Annotated in this window: 15 protein-coding genes; 10 read left to right on the top strand and 5 right to left on the bottom strand. The window is 59.7% G+C overall.

Features of this window, described 5'->3' with window-relative positions; all coding sequences use genetic code 11:
- Positions 1-117: 117 nt before the first annotated feature.
- From QWB57_RS06185 to rpmH, 5 genes are all read right to left on the bottom strand, one after another.
- Positions 118-1,149, bottom strand: a complete 1,032-nt coding sequence (locus QWB57_RS06185; RefSeq protein ID WP_288968795.1) for an energy transducer TonB — start codon at positions 1,147-1,149, stop codon at positions 118-120.
- 85 nt (positions 1,150-1,234) lie between these two features.
- Positions 1,235-2,566, bottom strand: coding sequence for a tRNA uridine-5-carboxymethylaminomethyl(34) synthesis GTPase MnmE (mnmE, locus tag QWB57_RS06190; RefSeq protein ID WP_288968797.1), 1,332 nt, complete (start codon positions 2,564-2,566; stop codon positions 1,235-1,237).
- A gap of 54 nt (positions 2,567-2,620) precedes the next feature.
- Complete coding sequence (gene yidC, locus QWB57_RS06195) at positions 2,621-4,282, bottom strand: membrane protein insertase YidC (protein WP_288968798.1); 1,662 nt, start codon at positions 4,280-4,282, stop codon at positions 2,621-2,623.
- Positions 4,279-4,731: a ribonuclease P protein component gene (rnpA, locus tag QWB57_RS06200; RefSeq protein WP_288968830.1), complete on the bottom strand. Its 453-nt coding sequence runs from the start codon at positions 4,729-4,731 to the stop codon at positions 4,279-4,281. The genes yidC and rnpA overlap by 4 nt, the downstream gene beginning before the upstream one ends.
- A gap of 95 nt (positions 4,732-4,826) precedes the next feature.
- Entirely contained in the window at positions 4,827-4,967 is a 141-nt protein-coding gene (gene rpmH / locus QWB57_RS06205; RefSeq protein WP_028840469.1) for a 50S ribosomal protein L34, read from the bottom strand.
- A gap of 207 nt (positions 4,968-5,174) precedes the next feature.
- On the opposite strand from rpmH, the gene dnaA reads away from it, so the two are divergent.
- The 10 genes from dnaA to QWB57_RS06255 all read left to right on the top strand — a co-directional run bounded on the left by dnaA (position 5,175) and on the right by QWB57_RS06255 (position 16,186).
- Complete coding sequence (gene dnaA / locus QWB57_RS06210; protein WP_223628933.1) at positions 5,175-6,500, top strand: chromosomal replication initiator protein DnaA; 1,326 nt, start codon at positions 5,175-5,177, stop codon at positions 6,498-6,500.
- Between the two features lie 253 nt (positions 6,501-6,753).
- Complete coding sequence (gene dnaN / locus QWB57_RS06215) at positions 6,754-7,854, top strand: DNA polymerase III subunit beta (RefSeq protein ID WP_223628930.1); 1,101 nt, start codon at positions 6,754-6,756, stop codon at positions 7,852-7,854.
- Between the two features lie 85 nt (positions 7,855-7,939).
- Positions 7,940-9,031 carry a DNA replication/repair protein RecF gene (gene recF, locus QWB57_RS06220; RefSeq protein WP_288968799.1) on the top strand — a complete coding sequence of 364 codons (1,092 nt, stop codon included), beginning with the start codon at positions 7,940-7,942 and terminating at the stop codon, positions 9,029-9,031.
- Positions 9,032-9,128: 97 nt separating this feature from the next.
- Positions 9,129-11,609 (top strand): DNA topoisomerase (ATP-hydrolyzing) subunit B, encoded by a 2,481-nt coding sequence (gene gyrB / locus QWB57_RS06225; RefSeq protein WP_288968801.1) that lies wholly within the window; start codon positions 9,129-9,131, stop codon positions 11,607-11,609.
- Positions 11,610-11,622: 13 nt separating this feature from the next.
- Positions 11,623-12,429, top strand: coding sequence for a M48 family metallopeptidase (locus QWB57_RS06230; RefSeq protein WP_223629063.1), 807 nt, complete (start codon positions 11,623-11,625; stop codon positions 12,427-12,429).
- 119 nt (positions 12,430-12,548) lie between these two features.
- A complete protein-coding gene (locus QWB57_RS06235; protein WP_288968803.1) occupies positions 12,549-13,634 on the top strand; it encodes a tetratricopeptide repeat protein in 1,086 nt (361 codons plus the stop codon).
- 152 nt (positions 13,635-13,786) lie between these two features.
- Positions 13,787-14,458 (top strand): energy transducer TonB, encoded by a 672-nt coding sequence (locus QWB57_RS06240; RefSeq protein ID WP_223628919.1) that lies wholly within the window; start codon positions 13,787-13,789, stop codon positions 14,456-14,458.
- A gap of 79 nt (positions 14,459-14,537) precedes the next feature.
- On the top strand, positions 14,538-15,296 hold the full coding sequence (locus tag QWB57_RS06245) for a MotA/TolQ/ExbB proton channel family protein (protein WP_223628916.1): 759 nt from the start codon (positions 14,538-14,540) through the stop codon (positions 15,294-15,296).
- A gap of 35 nt (positions 15,297-15,331) precedes the next feature.
- Positions 15,332-15,760 (top strand): biopolymer transporter ExbD, encoded by a 429-nt coding sequence (locus tag QWB57_RS06250; protein WP_223628914.1) that lies wholly within the window; start codon positions 15,332-15,334, stop codon positions 15,758-15,760.
- A gap of 12 nt (positions 15,761-15,772) precedes the next feature.
- Positions 15,773-16,186: a biopolymer transporter ExbD gene (locus QWB57_RS06255; protein ID WP_223628912.1), complete on the top strand. Its 414-nt coding sequence runs from the start codon at positions 15,773-15,775 to the stop codon at positions 16,184-16,186.
- The last annotated feature ends 89 nt before the right edge of the window (positions 16,187-16,275 follow it).

The following is a 16,275-nucleotide window of genomic DNA, read 5'->3' on the forward strand; positions in this document are numbered from 1 at the left end:
GTGTGGCGCTACAAGCAGGAAAAGTTGGCGATCTCGGCCTGACCTGACGCGGGATGTGCAAACAAGAAAAAGCCCGGCGCAACGCCGGGCTTTTTTGCAGCCTCCATCCGTTCGGAATTACTCGAACGAAATCGTGCGCCGACTGGTGGTGGCCTGACCCACCGGTTGGAAGCGCCAGCGCTTGACCGCAGCCAGTGCCTCACGTTCAAAATCACGCTGGAACTGACGTGGGGTATCGCTGGACACCACGCGCGCGCTGGACACCGAACCATCGGTACCCACGGTGAATTCCACCTGCACCGAACCGGTGCCACCGGCGCGCTGCGCCGCCGGCGGGAAGCGCGGGCTGGGCGTGGAGATCGGGCGCAATTCGTTGGATGCTGCAGACGGCCGTGCGGCCGGTGCTGCAGCCGGTGCGGCCGCTTGGGTTGGCTTTTCTGCTGCGGCTGCCGCTTGTTTCTGGCGTTCCGCCTCGGCGGCGGCGGCGGCTTGTTTCTGGCGTTCCGCCTCGGCGGCGGCCTGCTGCTGGCGCTGCTGCTCTTGTGCTGCGGTTTGCTGCTTCTGCTGTTCTTGCAGCTTCTTTTGGTCTTCTTCGCGCTTCTTCGCCAAATCTGCCTGCTTCTTGGCTTCTTCTTCCGCCGTCAATTTCTGCGTTTCGGCCTCTTTCTGAGCCTTGGCTTCATTGCTGGCTACGCTGGCCTTCAAACGCGCCAGCGCCGGATGGTTGGCATCGGCCTTCCCAATCAGCGCCAACAGACGATTGGCTTCGGCATAATCCTGCCGAGTCACACCCTGCTCAGCTGCCACCACCGCCATCGGCAGTAAGTCATTCAGCGCACTCGACGCGCCGGCATCGCCTGGCACCTTGTCACGCAGGGCCAAGTAATACTCCATCGCATTATTACCCGCCGGTGCATACAACCGGTTCTCGTTGTAGGCCTTGCCTGCGGCTTCACGCAATTGATCGGCCCCCATGGATGCCACGCTGGCCGACACCACCGACTCCGGCGTGGGTTTGGCGGCGGCTTGTGGCGCTGCTGGCCCAGTGGCTGCAGCATCGTCTTTTTTACAGGCACCAAGCGCACAGGCGATGGCCAGCGTCAGGGCAACCGGTGCGACCCCGTGGAACAGCTTTTTGCTTGCAGACATGAGTATTTCCCCCGTTGAACCATGGCTTGTCTGACGATAGCACGCGGCAACGCAGCGTGTTTGTCAAGCGTGCGCCATCCGAAAGTCATTTTCCGATGCAAAACGTCGAAAAAATGTGACCCAGTAATCCATCTGCGTCAATTGCGCCGCCAATGGTGCCCAAATCCGCGTGCGCCTGCGCCAGCGCCTCCGCTGCCAGTTCCAGTCGCTCGTGCTGCAATTCAAGGGTTGCCTGCTCAAGCCCATGCTGGGCATGCCGCAACGCCTGCACATGTCGGCTGCGCGCAGAAAATGCACCGCTGGTGGCCTCCCCCCCCACCAGCGCCAGCAACCGCGCATGCAGCGCAGGCATCCCGGCACCGGTTTTGGCCGACACCGCCAACGCATCTTCGGCAAGCTCCAGATGCGTGGCCAGCAAATCCATCTTGTTGTACAGCCACAACACGTCCGGTATGCCAACCAGCGCCGTTTCGACCGCCTGTCGCCCCGCCTGTGGATCGCGTGCATCGACCACCACCAGCGCCAAATCGGCACGCGCAAGCTCGTGTTGTGCACGCCGGATACCCTCGGCTTCGATGGCATCACTGGCGGTGCGCAGACCCGCGGTATCCACCAATGTCAACGCCACACCATCGACCTGAATGGTTTCTTGCAGCAGGTCGCGGGTGGTTCCTGGGATGTCAGTCACAATCGCACGATCGCGGCCGGCCAAAGCATTGAGGATCGAGCTTTTGCCCGCGTTCGGTGGCCCCACCAGCACCACATGCAAACCATCCCGCAAGGCTTGACCATTGCTGGCGGCAGCCAATAATTGCGCCAGCGTGTCCTGCGCTACGTGCAAATTGTCCTGCAACGCGCGCCCACCCAGCGTATCCAAGGGCTCGTCGGCAAAGTCGATCGCCGCCTCCACGTGTACGCGCAGGGCCAACACTTGCGCCATCAACGCGTCCACCCGCCGTGAGAACACACCATCCAGTGAGCGTCTGGCAGCACGCGCCGCACGCACATCTGCCGCAGCGATCAAATCGGCCAGTGCCTCGGCCTGTGCCAGATCCAATTTGCCATTGCCAAATGCCCGCTGGCTGAACTCCCCCGGCTGTGCCTGCCGCGCACCCAGTGCGATGCAGCGGCCCACCAGCTCGCGCAGCAGAACTTGGCTGCCATGCGCCTGCAACTCCACCACATCGTCCCCGGTGAAACTGGCCGGCGCGGCAAAATACAAGGCGATGCCATCGTCAAGGATGTCGCCATTGGCATCGGCAAAACGTGCGTACTGCGCAACGCGGGGCGACAGGCTGCGCCTGCAGATCGTTTCAGCGATGCTGCGTGCCGCCGGGCCGGACAACCGCACAATCCCAACGCCAGCGGCACCCGGTGCGGTGGCAATGGCAACGATGGTGTCAGTGTCTGCGTGCATCGACATAGGATCGTGATAAAGCCCGTCAAGCATCCACGGCCAACATTACCTGGGTTACGCCTTGGCCGGCTCCTCGGCAAACCTGCGCGTATTCCACCACTGCTGCGCCAGCCCCAAGGTGCCATTGGTGACCCAGTACAGCACCAAACCGGCCGGGAAGAACGCAAACATCACCGCCATCACCAACGGCATCATCTGCATCATCTTCTGCTGCATCGGATCCATCCCCACCGCCGGGGTCAGGCGCTGGGTCAAGAACATCACCGCAGCATTGAGCAAAGGTAAAATGAAGTACGGGTCTTGCGCGGTCAGATCACTGACCCAACCCACGATCCACGGTGCCTGGCGCAACTCCACCGCCTCCAGCAGCACGTAATACAGCGCCAAGAACACCGGCATCTGGATCAATACCGGCAAGCAGCCGCCGGCGGGATTGATCTTTTCTTTCTTGTACAGATCCAGCATCGCCATCTGGAATTTCTGCTTGTCTTCGCCATAGCGCTCTTTGAGCTGAGCGATGCGCGGCTGGAACTTGCGCATTTTGGCCATCGACTTGTACTGCGCAGCCGACAGCGGATACAGCGCCAACTTGATCAACACCACCAACAGCACGATCGCCCAACCCCAGTTGTGGGTGAGTTTGTGCAATTGGGTCAGCAACCAGTGAATGGGTTTGGACAACACCGTGAACATGCCGTAGTCCAGCGCCAACTCCAGCCCCGGTGCGGTTGCTTCCAGTTTATCGGCCAATTTTGGCCCCACCCACAACGTGGCATTGCTCGCAAACCGCTGGCCCGGGGCCAGACTCACCTGTGGGCCACGGGCGGCGATTTCGTATGTGCGGCCCTTTTCAGCCAAAGTGAACAACGCCGCTTGATCTTTCTGCGGCACCCATGCGGTTAAAAAATAATGCTGCGATAGCGCCACCCAACCCCCGGTCACAGTCTGATCCAGCGGGCCATCTTTGGTGAAGTTGGTGTATTTGCGCTTTTTGTATTTGTCCGTGGCGCTGTACCACGCCGCGCCACTCAGGCTGAAACTTTCCGGATTGGTGAACCCGGTTTTGACCACCGGTGGCACCCGATCCAGCACCCGCGCGATATTGCCGGTCCACGCCACATTGCCGGTATTGACGAGCTCGTCATGCACTTGCAGCGCATAGCTACCACGCGCCAGGGTCACGGTGCGCTGCAGCTGAATGCCATTGGCGGCATTGGCGACAAACCGCGCACTGACGGCAGCGGCACCGTTGGCCAGGGTAAATTCACGCGCTGGGCCTTCCGGCAGCGGCACCAACACAGTGCCATCGACGCCACGCCAAATGGCCTGGGCAACAAAAAACTGGGCCTGCTCGGGGTTGAACAAAACCACTGCCGGGCTACCCGGCGCACGTGCCTGCCGGTATTGCAGCAACTCGGCACGCACCACATCAAGGCCATTCAATTGCAGATCCAGCACGTCGTTGCGCAACCGCACCAGCGGGCCGGTCTCGGCGGTGGCACGCAGTTGTGCGCTCGCAGCACTCGCCGCTACGCCGGGAATCGCGCTGGCGGTGGGCAAATTGGACGTATTGGCCAAATTACCGGGTGTAGTCTGCTGGGCTGCCGGAATGGCCGCCGGCGTTGCCGCCGGGGCATGCTCATTGCCCCATTCGCGCCACAGCAAAAAGGCCACCATCAGCCAAGCCATCAACAGGAAAGTACGGGTCTGATTCATTGGACAGGCTTGCCTGGTTCCACAGCCATGATCGGCGCGGAAGCATCTTGAGGAAGGGAAGGTGCGGGCGGCATTGTGCCCCGCGCCTGTATTTGCGGCAATGCACAAGCGCGCTTGAGCAGGCGATCGAAACAATCGCGCAGCGCTACGTTATCGGCTTGTCGCGCCGCTGCACGTGCCACAATCACGTACGCACCGGGGCGTAACTGCGGCCGCAGATGACGGAAGGCGTCGCGCAGAACGCGCTTGATCCGATTACGACCTACCGCATTCGGGTCGACCTTGCGCGACACCGCCAAGCCGATCCTGGGTGCATGCGTATCGTGCAACCAATGCAACGCCATCAGCGGTTCGGCCACGCGTTTGCCGGTCTCGAACACCTGCGTAAACTCGGCCTTGGCGCGCACTCTTGCCTGCGGCGGCAACCCACATGAACCCGCAAACGCGATAACGCCGGCATCCTGAGTGGATACCGGCGTTAGGTTCAAAGCATCCTGCGTCATCGCATTCCGGCCGAAACCGGAGAGCTGACCCCGCTTGGGGGTCAGACCGTCAGACGGCGACGGCCCTTGGCGCGGCGACGCGCCAACACCTTGCGGCCATCGGCGGTTGCCATACGGGCGCGGAAGCCATGATCACGCTTGCGCTTGAGGTTGCTGGGCTGGTAAGTGCGCTTGGTCGCCATTTCGGGCCTGCTTGCTTGTTTTGAACGGAAAAGACTCGGAATGATAGCGGCTTTATGCGGCCTGTGCAAGCCAAGCGATACCCGAAACCCTACGCCGTGGTTTGGCGGGAATCGTTCGGGATGCTAATCTGCCAGTCTTCCCCAATGTTATCCACAGGCCCTCATCTGCGCCTGTGGGTTTTCGTCTCTGAGAGAACGCACCAACGCATGGACGTCTGGCTCGCCTGCCTGCATCGCCTGGAATCCGAAGTCGCACAGGAAGATGTGCTGGCCTGGCTCAAACCCCTGCAATCGGTACCACGCGATGATGGGCTGCTGCTGTACGCGCCCAATACCTTTGTGCGCGACGAAGTATGCGATCGGTTTTTGCCGCGAATTCGCGAATTGGCGCGCCATTTTGGTGGGTTTGACGATGTCTCGCTGAACGTCGGTGCGCCGACACGCACGCTTGCCGAGCCAACATCACCACGCGCTGGCACCGCACCAGCTGCGGCTGCCGAGGAACCGTTTCGGGGCAATCTGGACACACATTATGTGTTCGGGAATTTCGTTGAAGGCCGCAGCAATCAGCTGGCTCGTGCTGCGGCATGGTCAGCCGCGCAAAAGCCTGGCGAGCGTAGCCACAACCCGTTGTTGCTGTATGGCGCCACCGGCTTGGGCAAGACGCATTTGATGTTTGCCGCCGGCAATGAAATGCGCCGGCTCAATCCGGCAGCCAAAGTGCTGTACCTGCGTTCCAACGATTTCTACAGCGCGTTTTTCCGTGCGCTTCAGGAAAAATCTGCTGATCAATTCAAGCGGCAATTCCAGAAAATCGACGCGCTGCTGATCGACGACATCCAATTCTTTGCCGGCAAGGATCGCACCCAGGAAGAATTCTTCCACACCTTCAACGCCCTGTTTGATGGCAAGCAGCAGATCATCATGACTTGCGACCGCTATCCGCGTGAAGTGGAAGGCTTGGAGCCGCGGCTGAAGTCCCGGCTGGGCTGGGGATTGTCGGTGGCCATTGACCCGCCGGATTTCGAAACCCGCGCACAGATCGTGTTATCCAAAGCACGTGAACGGGGCACGTCGATTCCGGATGAAGTCGCCCAGCTGATCGCCAAGAAGATGCCCAGCAATGTGCGTGAGTTGGAAGGCGCAATCAACAAACTGACCGCCCAAGCTGGCTTGCTGGGGCGACCGGTAACGTTGGAGTTTGCGCAGGAAACCCTGCGCGATCGTTGGCGCGCGCTGCAGCAATCGATCAGCATCGGCAACATCCAAAAAGCCGTGGCAGACTACTACGGGCTACAGCTTCGAGAGATGCTGGGGAAGCGCCGCACCCGGTCATTGGTGCGTCCGCGGCAAATGGCAATGGCACTGGCCAAAGAGTTGACCGAACACAGCCTGCCCGACATCGGGGATGCGTTTGATGGCCGCGACCACACCACCGTGTTGCATGCGTGCCGTCAGATCAAGAAACTCAAAGACAGTGATGGCAAGTTGTACGAAGATTGGGAAAAATTGATCCGCAAGCTCAGTGAATAAGCCAGGCAAGAGTTGTGGATAACTCGGGATGGCACAACGCCGCCAAAGTTATCCACAAGTTTTCCGCAATCTACCCGTGCTTTTCCCGCAGCCTTTTGGATTGCGAATTTACTTTTTAAAACAATAACTTAATGAAGTTTTACAGATAATTTCGTTGTACCAACACCACCTGCTTTCTAGATTTATATCCTTTCAAAAGCCGGAGCTTGCCAAGCGGCAACGCTCCACCACCCAATTAGGGCAAGGGGTTGATATGCGGTTTTCCCTGCAACGCGAAGTTCTACTCAAGCCATTGGCACAAGTCGTGAATGTGGTCGAGCGCCGCCATACACTGCCAGTACTGGCCAACTTGCTTGCTCGTCTCGATGGCGGCCAACTGTCGCTGACCGGCACGGATCTTGAAGTGGAAATGGTCGCGCGCGTGGCCGTCGATGGCGCTCAGGATGGCGAACTCACCATTCCTGCACGCAAATTGTTCGAAATCGTGCGCGCCCTGCCCGATGGGAGCCTTGTCACCATCAGCAAGACGGGGGACAAAGTTGCTGTTCAAGCAGGACGCAGCCGCTTCACACTCGCCAGTTTGCCCGCCAACGACTTCCCGTCGTTGGATGAAGTCGATGCCAGCGAACGCCTGCAAATTCCGGAAGCCTCTTTGAAAGAACTGCTGGAGCGCACAGCATTTGCCATGGCCCAGCAGGATGTCCGGTTTTATCTCAACGGTCTCTTGTTTGATCTGCGTGAAACGTCGTTGCGTTGTGTCGCAACCGATGGCCACCGTCTGGCGCTATGCGAAGCGGCATTGGAGCCAGGACAAGGCGGTAAGCGTCAGATCATCGTCCCGCGCAAGGGTGTACAAGAACTGCAACGCCTGCTGGAAGGCGGCGATCGCCTGCTGGAACTGGAGCTTGGCAAAGGGCATATCCGGATCAAACGTAACGATGTCATTTTCACCTGCAAATTGATCGAAGGTAAATTCCCGGATTACGAGGCGGTGATTCCGATTGGGGCCGATCGCGAGGTCACGGTTGATCGCGAGGTGTTGCGTGCGGCATTGCAACGAACCTCGATTTTGTCCAATGAAAAATATCGTGGCGTTCGGGTTGAAGTTGCTCCCAATTTGTTGCGGATCAGTGCGCATAACCCCGAGCAAGAAGAAGCGCAGGAAGAAGTGGAAGCCGATACCCACGTTGATGGATTAGCGATTGGCTTCAATGTCACCTACTTGCTGGAAGCGCTGAGTGCGTTGCGTTCCGAATCGGTGGTTTTGCAATTACGCGATGCGAATTCATCGGCTTTGGTGCGCGGTGCCGACAGTGCACATGCACGGCATGTGGTCATGCCGCTGCGTCTGTAAATGATCCTGCTGCGTTATGTGAAACACGTTTGGCAACGCCCGGCTTCCCCGGGCGTTGTTGTATGTGCCTGCACGTGATCCTGGCATGTTGATTCAGCGCCTGCACCTGCATTCGTTCCGTCGGTTTGCAGAGACCGAGTTTTCGCCGGTGGCGGGCTTCAACTTGATTACCGGTGATAACGGTTCCGGCAAAACCACCCTGTTGGAAGCGTTGCACTTGCTGGCGCATGGCCGCAGTTTCCGTGCCCGGGTACGGGATGGTCTGGTGCGGCAAGGAGATCCGGCCTTGCAGGCCTATGTGGAATGGCGCTTGCCGGATCAATCCACCCACCGGGCCGGGTTGCGGCACACCGGTAGCCAATGGCAAGCACGGCTGGATGGCAGTGACCTTCGGCAGATCAGTCAGTTGTGTGAAGCGTTGGCGGTGATCAGCTTTGAACCCGGTAGCCATGCCTTGGTTGATGGCGGCAGCGAGGGACGCCGCCGCTATCTGGATTGGGGCATGTTTCACGTGGAACATACCTTTTTGCCGCAGTGGCGCCGCTATACACGGGCGTTGAAGCAACGCAACGCGTTGTTGCGGCAATCCGGCGGCCGTGCCCAATTGGACGCGTGGGAGCATGAGCTGGCGCAATCGGGTGAAGTGCTGACCCAGCTGCGTGAAAGCTATGTCGCCAGTCTGCAAGAGCATCTCGTTGCGTTATTGCCACAACTACTCCCGGCCGCGGGCGCGGTGGTGTTGACGTTATCCCCTGGCTGGAAGCGGCAAGAACTCGCCCTGGCCGATGCTTTGCTGTTGGCCCGCGAGCGCGATTTGAGCCTTGGCCACACCAGTGTGGGCCCGCATCGCGCCGATCTGCGGTTCGGTTTGCAGCACCTGCCGGGTCGCGAAGGCTTGTCACGCGGGCAAACCAAACAACTGGCATTGGCCTTGTTGCTGGCCCAGGCCACGCAGCTGGCGCAAACCTTGGGGCATTGGCCGGTCCTGCAGCTGGATGATTTGGGGTCGGAATTGGACCGCCAGCATCAACAGCGCGTCTTGGCGGTGCTGGCCGCGAGTGGGGCGCAAGTACTGGTGACCGGCACCGAGCCCCCCCCGGCATTGGCGACGATGGCGTTGCCAGTCACGATGTTCCACGTGGAACATGGCGTCATCACCGGGCCACTGCATCCCTAGCGAGGGCTGGTCCGCCCCGGGTCGGCTATACTGCAGGTTCCTATTGCTAATGTGTCTTGGCGCGTCTTTCGGCGCGCCTCGGGAGCCGAACGCGCTGATGTCGCAGAACGAACAGATTCCGGGCCAGACGCCCCCAACCATCACCCCAGCGGCAACCGCCGGGAATTACGATGCCAACAGCATTACCGCCCTGGAAGGGCTGGAAGCCGTCCGCAAACGCCCGGGCATGTATATCGGCAACGTCAACGACGGTTCCGGCCTGCATCACATGGTGTTTGAAGTCGTCGATAACGGCGTGGACGAAGCGCTGGCCGGCCATGCCGATCAGGTGCGCGTGACGATTCACGCCGATGGTTCGGTCTCGGTCTGGGACAACGGTCGCGGTATTCCGGTAGGTCGGCACGCCAAGGAAAGCGAAAAGCAGGGCCGCGACATCTCCGCTGCCGAAGTGGTGATGACCGTCCTGCACGCCGGTGGCAAGTTCGACGACAACAGCTACAAGGTCTCCGGCGGTTTGCATGGTGTGGGTGTGTCGGTGGTCAACGCGCTGTCCGAGAAGCTGTTGCTGGATATCTGGCGCGATGGCTACCACTTCCAGCAGGAATACCGCCATGGCGAGGCGGTGTACCCGCTCAAGCAATTGGAAGCATCCAGCAAACGCGGTACCGAGGTTCGCTTCTGGCCGTCGGTGGTGGCCTTCAACGATAACGTCGAATTCCACTACGACATTCTGGCCCGGCGCTTGCGTGAGCTCAGCTTCCTCAACTCCGGGGTCAAGATCGAATTGATCGATGAACACCTGGACGGTAAGCATGATGTCTTCCAGTACGAAGGTGGCATTCGCAGCTTCGTTGAGCACTTGGCCCAGTTGAAGACCCCCCTGCATGCCAATGTGATCTCGATCAGCGGGGAGCAGGACGGCATCGTCGTCGACTGCGCCGTGCAGTGGAGCGATTCCTACCAGGAAACGATGTACTGCTTCACCAACAATATTCCGCAAAAAGATGGCGGTACCCATCTCACCGGTTTCCGGGCTGCGCTCACCCGTACCCTGACCCGCTATATCGAAAGCAGCGGCATTGCCAAGCAGGCCAAGGTCTCGCTGTCGGGCGATGACATGCGCGAAGGCATGATCGCGGTGCTGTCGGTGAAGGTGCCGGATCCTGGCTTTTCCTCGCAGACCAAGGAAAAACTGGTCACGGAGCCGGTACGTGCGGTTGTCGATTCTGTTTTCGCCGCAAAGTTCGAGGAGTTCCTGCAAGAGCACCCGAACGAAGCCAAGGCCATCGCCGGCAAGATCGTCGATGCCGCCCGTGCCCGCGAAGCGGCGCGCAAAGCGCGTGACTTGACCCGCCGCAAGGGCGCGCTGGATATCGCTGGCTTGCCCGGCAAGCTGGCCGACTGCTCGGAAAAAGACCCGGCATTGTCCGAGTTGTTCATCGTCGAGGGTGATTCGGCCGGCGGCAGCGCCAAGCAGGGCCGCAACCGCAAGACCCAGGCGGTGCTGCCGCTGCGCGGCAAGATTTTGAATGTGGAACGCGCCCGCTTTGACCGCATGTTGGCCAGTGCCGAGGTTGGCACGCTGATTACCGCATTGGGTACCGGTATCGGCAAGGATGAATATAACCCGGATAAATTACGCTATCACCGCGTCATCATCATGACCGACGCCGACGTGGACGGCAGCCATATCCGTACCCTGCTGCTGACCTTCTTCTACCGGCAAATGCCGGAGTTGATCGACCGCGGCCACATCTACATCGGGCTGCCGCCGCTGTACAAGATCAAGCAAGGCAAAAACGAGTTGTATCTGAAGGACGATGCCGCACTGGACGCCTATTTGGCCGGCAACGCGGTGGAAGGAGCACAGCTGATCCCGGCGGAGGCCGAACCTGCCATCACCGGCCAGGCGCTGGAAACCTTGTTGCTGGCATTTGCGCGTGCCCGCGAGGCGGTGCAACGCAATGCGCATCGGTTTGACGCTGGCGTGCTGGATGCACTGATTGATTTCGTCCCGCTGGATGCGGTACATGCGCCCACGCAGGCCGATGTCGACAGCTTGGCTGCCCGCCTGAACCAAAACGGGCTGGGCAAGCCGCGCTACCAACTGCATTGGCAGGACGCACAGGAAGGCCGCCCGGCGGCATTGCTGGTGACCCGCGTGCACATGGGCGAGGAACTGACCCAGATTTTGCCACGGGCGCTGTTTGAGCATGGCGAACTCAAGCCCCTGCGCGAGGCGGCCAGCCTGCTGCATGGGCTGATCCGGGACGGTGCGCGCATCGTGCGCGGCAGCAAGGTGCAAGCCATCACCCGCTTTGCCCAAGCGCAGGAATGGCTGTTGGAAGAAGCCAAGAAAGGCCGCCAGATCCAGCGCTTCAAGGGTTTGGGTGAAATGAACCCGGAGCAGTTGTGGGATACCACGGTGAACCCGGATACCCGCCGCCTGCTGCAAGTGAAGCTGGAAGACGCCGTGGCTGCCGACGCCATCTTCAGCACCCTGATGGGCGATGTGGTGGAGCCGCGCCGCAATTTCATCGAGGAAAATGCGCTGAAGGTGGCCAATCTTGACGTGTAAGGCGCACCGCTGGCTGCTTGCCGCTGCCAGCCTGGGGCTGTTGGTGGCATGCGCCACTACCACGTCGCCCACCGGGCGTACCCAATACGTGGGGGCGGTCTCGCAGCTGCAGTTGGATCAGATGGGGGCACAAGCCTTTGCGGAAGCCAAAGCCACCACGCCACTGAGTAAAGAGGGGCGCTTGACGGCTTATGTAGGCTGTGTGGTGACAGCCATTGCCACGCAACTGCCTGCACCATGGAATGGTTTGCATTGGGACTATGCGTTGTTCCAAAACGATGAAACCAATGCCTGGGCCCTGCCGGGTGGCAAAATCGGCGTCTATACCGGCATTTTCAAGGTCGCCAAGGATCAAGATCAGCTGGCCGCGGTGATTGCCCACGAGATTGGGCATGTTGTTGCCCGGCATCACGACGAACGTATCACACGGCAGGCTTATGCCCAGCTTGGGTTGGGCGTGGCGGGTGCGGCGGTGGGGTCGCGCTATGGGGAAGCGGTGCAGCAGACCACGGGACAAGTTGGCGGGGCATTGCTGCAAGGGGCATTCCTGTTGCCCAATTCGCGCGCACAAGAATCTGAAGCCGATGTCGTGGGCCAGGAAATGATGGCCAAGGCCGGCTTCAACCCGAATGGGGCAGTGGCATTGTGGCGTAACATGGGTGCAGCGGATGGTTCGCGGCCACTGCAATGGCTGTCCACGCACCCAGATCCAGAATCTCGATTGCGTGAGTTGCAGCAGCGTGCCGAAGGTTTGACACCAGTCATGCAAGCAGCGCACACAACCGGACACCAGCCACGTTGCCAGCCGCAGAACCAATAGCACGCGCCAAATTGCCTCGTTTCTGCTAGTTTTTTAACACCGCCGTATTGCTCCACGCGGCTCTCAACTCATTGAGGTGTTGTATGTTCTTGTCGATGCGTCGTCCTCTTATTGTTGCCATGACAGCGGCTTTGGGTTTGATCACGTTGGCGCCGTTGGTGCATGCGGATCCACAAAGCAGTGCTCGCGAAGAGCGGGCCAAGCGGCAGGCCGAATTGGGACATGGCAAGGTGACCAAGGCCGAGGCCGAGAAGAAGCCACCGATGTACCCCAATGCTACCCGCCAGTCGCCCGAGGCCAAGGCCTCACCCAAAACGATCAAGTCCTTGCAAGCGATGCAAGAGCTTTATGAAAAAGACGACTGGGCGGGGGTCATCAGCAAAGCGGATGAATTGGGGGGGATGGCATCGGCCAACGCCTACGACAAAGCGTTTGCCTATTCGATGGCCGGCAATGCCGCTGCAAATATGAACGACCAAGCCAAGGCCGCCACTTATTTTGGCAAGGCCGTGGATGCCAACGGGCTGGATAACGATAGTCACTACGCAACAATGTACAACCTGGCCATCATTCAGTACGGCGAAGAAAAGTACGCCGATGCTTTGGCCACGATCGATCGCTTTTTGGCGGAAACCAAATCGGGCAAAGCCGATCAGCTAGCGTTCCGTGCGGGCGTGCTGGCAGGCTTAAACCGCAATGACGAAGCGGCCGCAATCTACAAAGACCTGATCAACAAGAATCCCACCGATAAACGCCTGTTGATGAACGGTGTTGCCGCGCTGCAGGGTGCGGAGAAATTTGACGATGCCAACAAGTTGCTGGAACAGGCCTACCAACGCGGCATGCTGACCGAACCAAGAGAGTTGCGTGCACTCTATATCGGTTACATGAATGCCCAGCGCTGGACGGAGGCACAGAAGGTGGTCGATGACGGCGTGGCCAAGGGCATCTTGCAGCCAGGCCCGGAGCTTGCACGCGACTACCAGATCTTGGCGCAAACGGCCTATGCCAACGACAACATGCCGCTGGCGATTGCCATGTACAAGCGTGCCGCACCGATGGCAGCGGATGGCGAGGCCTACTTGAACCTGGCCAAGGTGCTGGATATGGATGGCAAGAAAGCCGAGGCCAAAGCCGCCGCCAAATCGGCACTGGACAAGGGTATCAAGAAGCCCGAGGATGCCAAACGCATCCTTGCGCGATGAGACCGACCACGCAGTTTCTTGCTTACACCAAAAATAAGACTTGGAACAAGTCCACTAGCTTGGTATAAACTACGGGATTCCTGCGGCCGAAAAGCCGCACTGTTGATGCCTCGCCGGTAACGTGCGGGGCCCCCACCTCTAGAGCCGTGCGCATGTCGGAAGATCTCGCCCACATCGAGAATAGAAACAGCCGTGAACTCGGCTTGAGTTGGCCGCGCATCACCGGCATCAGCTTTGCGGTTGCTCTGCATGCGGCAGCGCTGCTGTTGTTGCTGTCTCCAGTGTCGCCGCCACCGCAGGAAACCGAGAAAACCGATACGGTGAGCGTCACCTTTATCGAGCCGCCACCGCCGCCGCCGCCACCGCCGCCACCGCCGCCGCCGACGGACAAGCCGCCGCCGCCGATCAAGACGTTGGCGCCGCCGACCATCAAGACGCCGACGCCGCCGCCGCCGGAAGATCCGCCGGTGGTGCTGGATACTCCGCGTGCCGTGGATCGTCCTGCGCCGCCGCCGTCGCCCCCCGCTCCACCGGCAGCGATTTCGGATGTAGGCTCCAGTGTTGATCCTTCATCACGCGGCATGAATCCGCCGAAGTATCCGCCTGAAGAAATGCGCCGCAGCATCACCGGTACCACGATCCTGATCGTCAGTATTGACGCTAGCGGCGGGGTGCTGGATGTTGAAGTCGAAAAATCCAGCGGCAATCGCAATCTGGATCGTGCCGCGCAGCAGGCTGCACGCAAGTGGCGCTTTAATCCGGAAGTCCGGAACGGACAGAAGGTCGCAAGCCGCGTTCGCGTTCCAGTCGAGTTCAAGTTGTAAAGCTGTTTGATTGTGCCCTGTACTACTCTCGTGTTATCCGTTTTGAACTACCTCATCCACGACATCAAAAGGTAAGCGTATGTTGCAAGAAACTGCTGCCGCCGCACCTGCCGCTGCCGGAGGCAACAACGCCGCCGCGCTGCAGCAGATGGGCTTCGACCATCTGATCCAGGGCTTCGACGCGGTGGGCTGGGTTGTGTTTATCACCCTGTCCGTCATGTCGGTGATGTCCTGGTACTGGATCATCATCAACTTCATCAAGAACATGCGTTTGCGTGGCCGCGCAGATCGCGTGGTCAGCACGTTCTGGGAAACCTCGAACGCGCAGGATGCGATTCGCTTCATGGAAGAACAGCCGAAATCCGAGCCGTTCTCCAAGATCGCGCTGGATGCGGCCCAAGCTGCCGCCCACCATCAGCGTCACGATGGCTCGCGTCTGGCCGAGTCGCTGAACCGCTCCGAGTTCGTCGATCGCGCCCTGCGCCAGGCCGTGACCCGCGAATCGCTGGGTCTGGAAGACGGTTTGACCGTGCTGGCTACCGTGGGTTCGGCTGCACCGTTCGTCGGTCTGCTGGGTACCGTGTGGGGTATCTACCACGCATTGATCAAGATCGGTTCGTCGGGTGACGCCTCGATCTCGGCAGTGGCCGGTCCAGTGGGTGAAGCGCTGATCATGACCGCCATCGGTCTGTTTGCCGCGATCCCGGCGCTGTTGGCGTACAACGCCTTCGTGCGCTTCAATCGCATCACCAACAACCAGTTCGATACCTTCGCGCACGACCTGCACGACTTCTTCGCCACCGGCGCACGCGTCGGCGAAGTGGCCGGCAAGCGTTGATCGAAGCGTACGGATCCTGACGGAGGCCCCTGACCATGGGTGCGAGTGTTGGTAATAAGGAAGACGGCGCCCCGATGGCGGAAATCAACGTCACGCCCTTGGTGGACGTGATGTTGGTGCTGCTGATCATTTTCATGATCACCACACCATTGATGAACCATAAGGTCAAGGTCGCACTGCCGGAAGCGACGCTGGTCAAGAAGGAAGAGAAAAAGCAGCAGATCCCGCCGATTACCATCTCGGTGACAGAAACGGGTGAGCTGTTCCTGAATGACGAGCCGACGACCAAGCAGGCGATCGAAAGTCGCCTCTCGGTTGAAGCACAAAAAGTGCCGCAGCCGCCATTGCAGATCCGTGGTGACAAGACCACGGCCTACCATCTGGTCAGCGATGTCGTGAAGATCGCGCAGGCTCAAGGTATGGCCAAGGTCGGCTTCATCACCACGCCGCCGAAGAAAGGCTGAGGAGAACGTTAGATGGCCTTTTCGTCCAAGTCTAGCCAAGGTGCGATGGCTGATATCAATGTCACGCCACTGGTGGACGTGATGCTGGTATTGCTGATCATCTTCATGGTGACCATGCCGATCCAGTCGATTCCGGTGGATGTGGATCTGCCACAAAAGACCGATAAGCCACCGGAAAATCCGAAGGAACCACCGGAGCCGATTCGCTTGCGAATCGACGCTTCGGGCGCAGTGTTCTGGAATGATTCACCGGCGGATGTGAATGGTTTGCAAAAGCGCATGCTCGAAGAAGTTGCGCGTGACCCCAGCAACCAGCCGGAACTGCAGATCGAAACCAATGACCAGGCCGAGTACGGTGTCCTGGCCAAGGTGTTGGCTTCGGCCAAGAATGCAGAGATGGCCAAGATCGGGTTTGTGCAAAACTGAAACACTGCTACAGGCTCCGGATTGCGGAGCACGTCGTGGATGACGAAACGCCGCCCAATCGGGCGGCGTTTTTTTTGATTCATGGCGGA

The sequence above is a fragment of the uncultured Thermomonas sp. genome, assembly GCF_937872235.1.
GTDB classification, from domain to species: Bacteria; Pseudomonadota; Gammaproteobacteria; order Xanthomonadales; family Xanthomonadaceae; genus Thermomonas; species Thermomonas beijingensis.

Excerpts from the sequence above, each read along its gene's own strand:
- QWB57_RS06245 (WP_223628916.1), top strand. The coding sequence starts at position 14,538 with ATGTTGCAAGAAACTGCTGCCGCCGCACCTGCCGCTGCCGGAGGCAAC.
- rpmH (WP_028840469.1), bottom strand. The coding sequence starts at position 4,967 with ATGGCGACCAAGCGCACTTACCAGCCCAGCAACCTCAAGCGCAAGCGT.
- dnaN (WP_223628930.1), top strand. The coding sequence starts at position 6,754 with ATGCGGTTTTCCCTGCAACGCGAAGTTCTACTCAAGCCATTGGCACAA.
- dnaA (WP_223628933.1), top strand. The coding sequence starts at position 5,175 with ATGGACGTCTGGCTCGCCTGCCTGCATCGCCTGGAATCCGAAGTCGCA.
- yidC (WP_288968798.1), bottom strand. The coding sequence starts at position 4,282 with ATGAATCAGACCCGTACTTTCCTGTTGATGGCTTGGCTGATGGTGGCC.
- QWB57_RS06250 (WP_223628914.1), top strand. The coding sequence starts at position 15,332 with ATGGGTGCGAGTGTTGGTAATAAGGAAGACGGCGCCCCGATGGCGGAA.
- mnmE (WP_288968797.1), bottom strand. The coding sequence starts at position 2,566 with ATGCACGCAGACACTGACACCATCGTTGCCATTGCCACCGCACCGGGT.
- QWB57_RS06255 (WP_223628912.1), top strand. The coding sequence starts at position 15,773 with ATGGCCTTTTCGTCCAAGTCTAGCCAAGGTGCGATGGCTGATATCAAT.
- recF (WP_288968799.1), top strand. The coding sequence starts at position 7,940 with ATGTTGATTCAGCGCCTGCACCTGCATTCGTTCCGTCGGTTTGCAGAG.
- gyrB (WP_288968801.1), top strand. The coding sequence starts at position 9,129 with ATGTCGCAGAACGAACAGATTCCGGGCCAGACGCCCCCAACCATCACC.
- QWB57_RS06235 (WP_288968803.1), top strand. The coding sequence starts at position 12,549 with ATGACAGCGGCTTTGGGTTTGATCACGTTGGCGCCGTTGGTGCATGCG.
- QWB57_RS06240 (WP_223628919.1), top strand. The coding sequence starts at position 13,787 with ATGTCGGAAGATCTCGCCCACATCGAGAATAGAAACAGCCGTGAACTC.
- QWB57_RS06185 (WP_288968795.1), bottom strand. The coding sequence starts at position 1,149 with ATGTCTGCAAGCAAAAAGCTGTTCCACGGGGTCGCACCGGTTGCCCTG.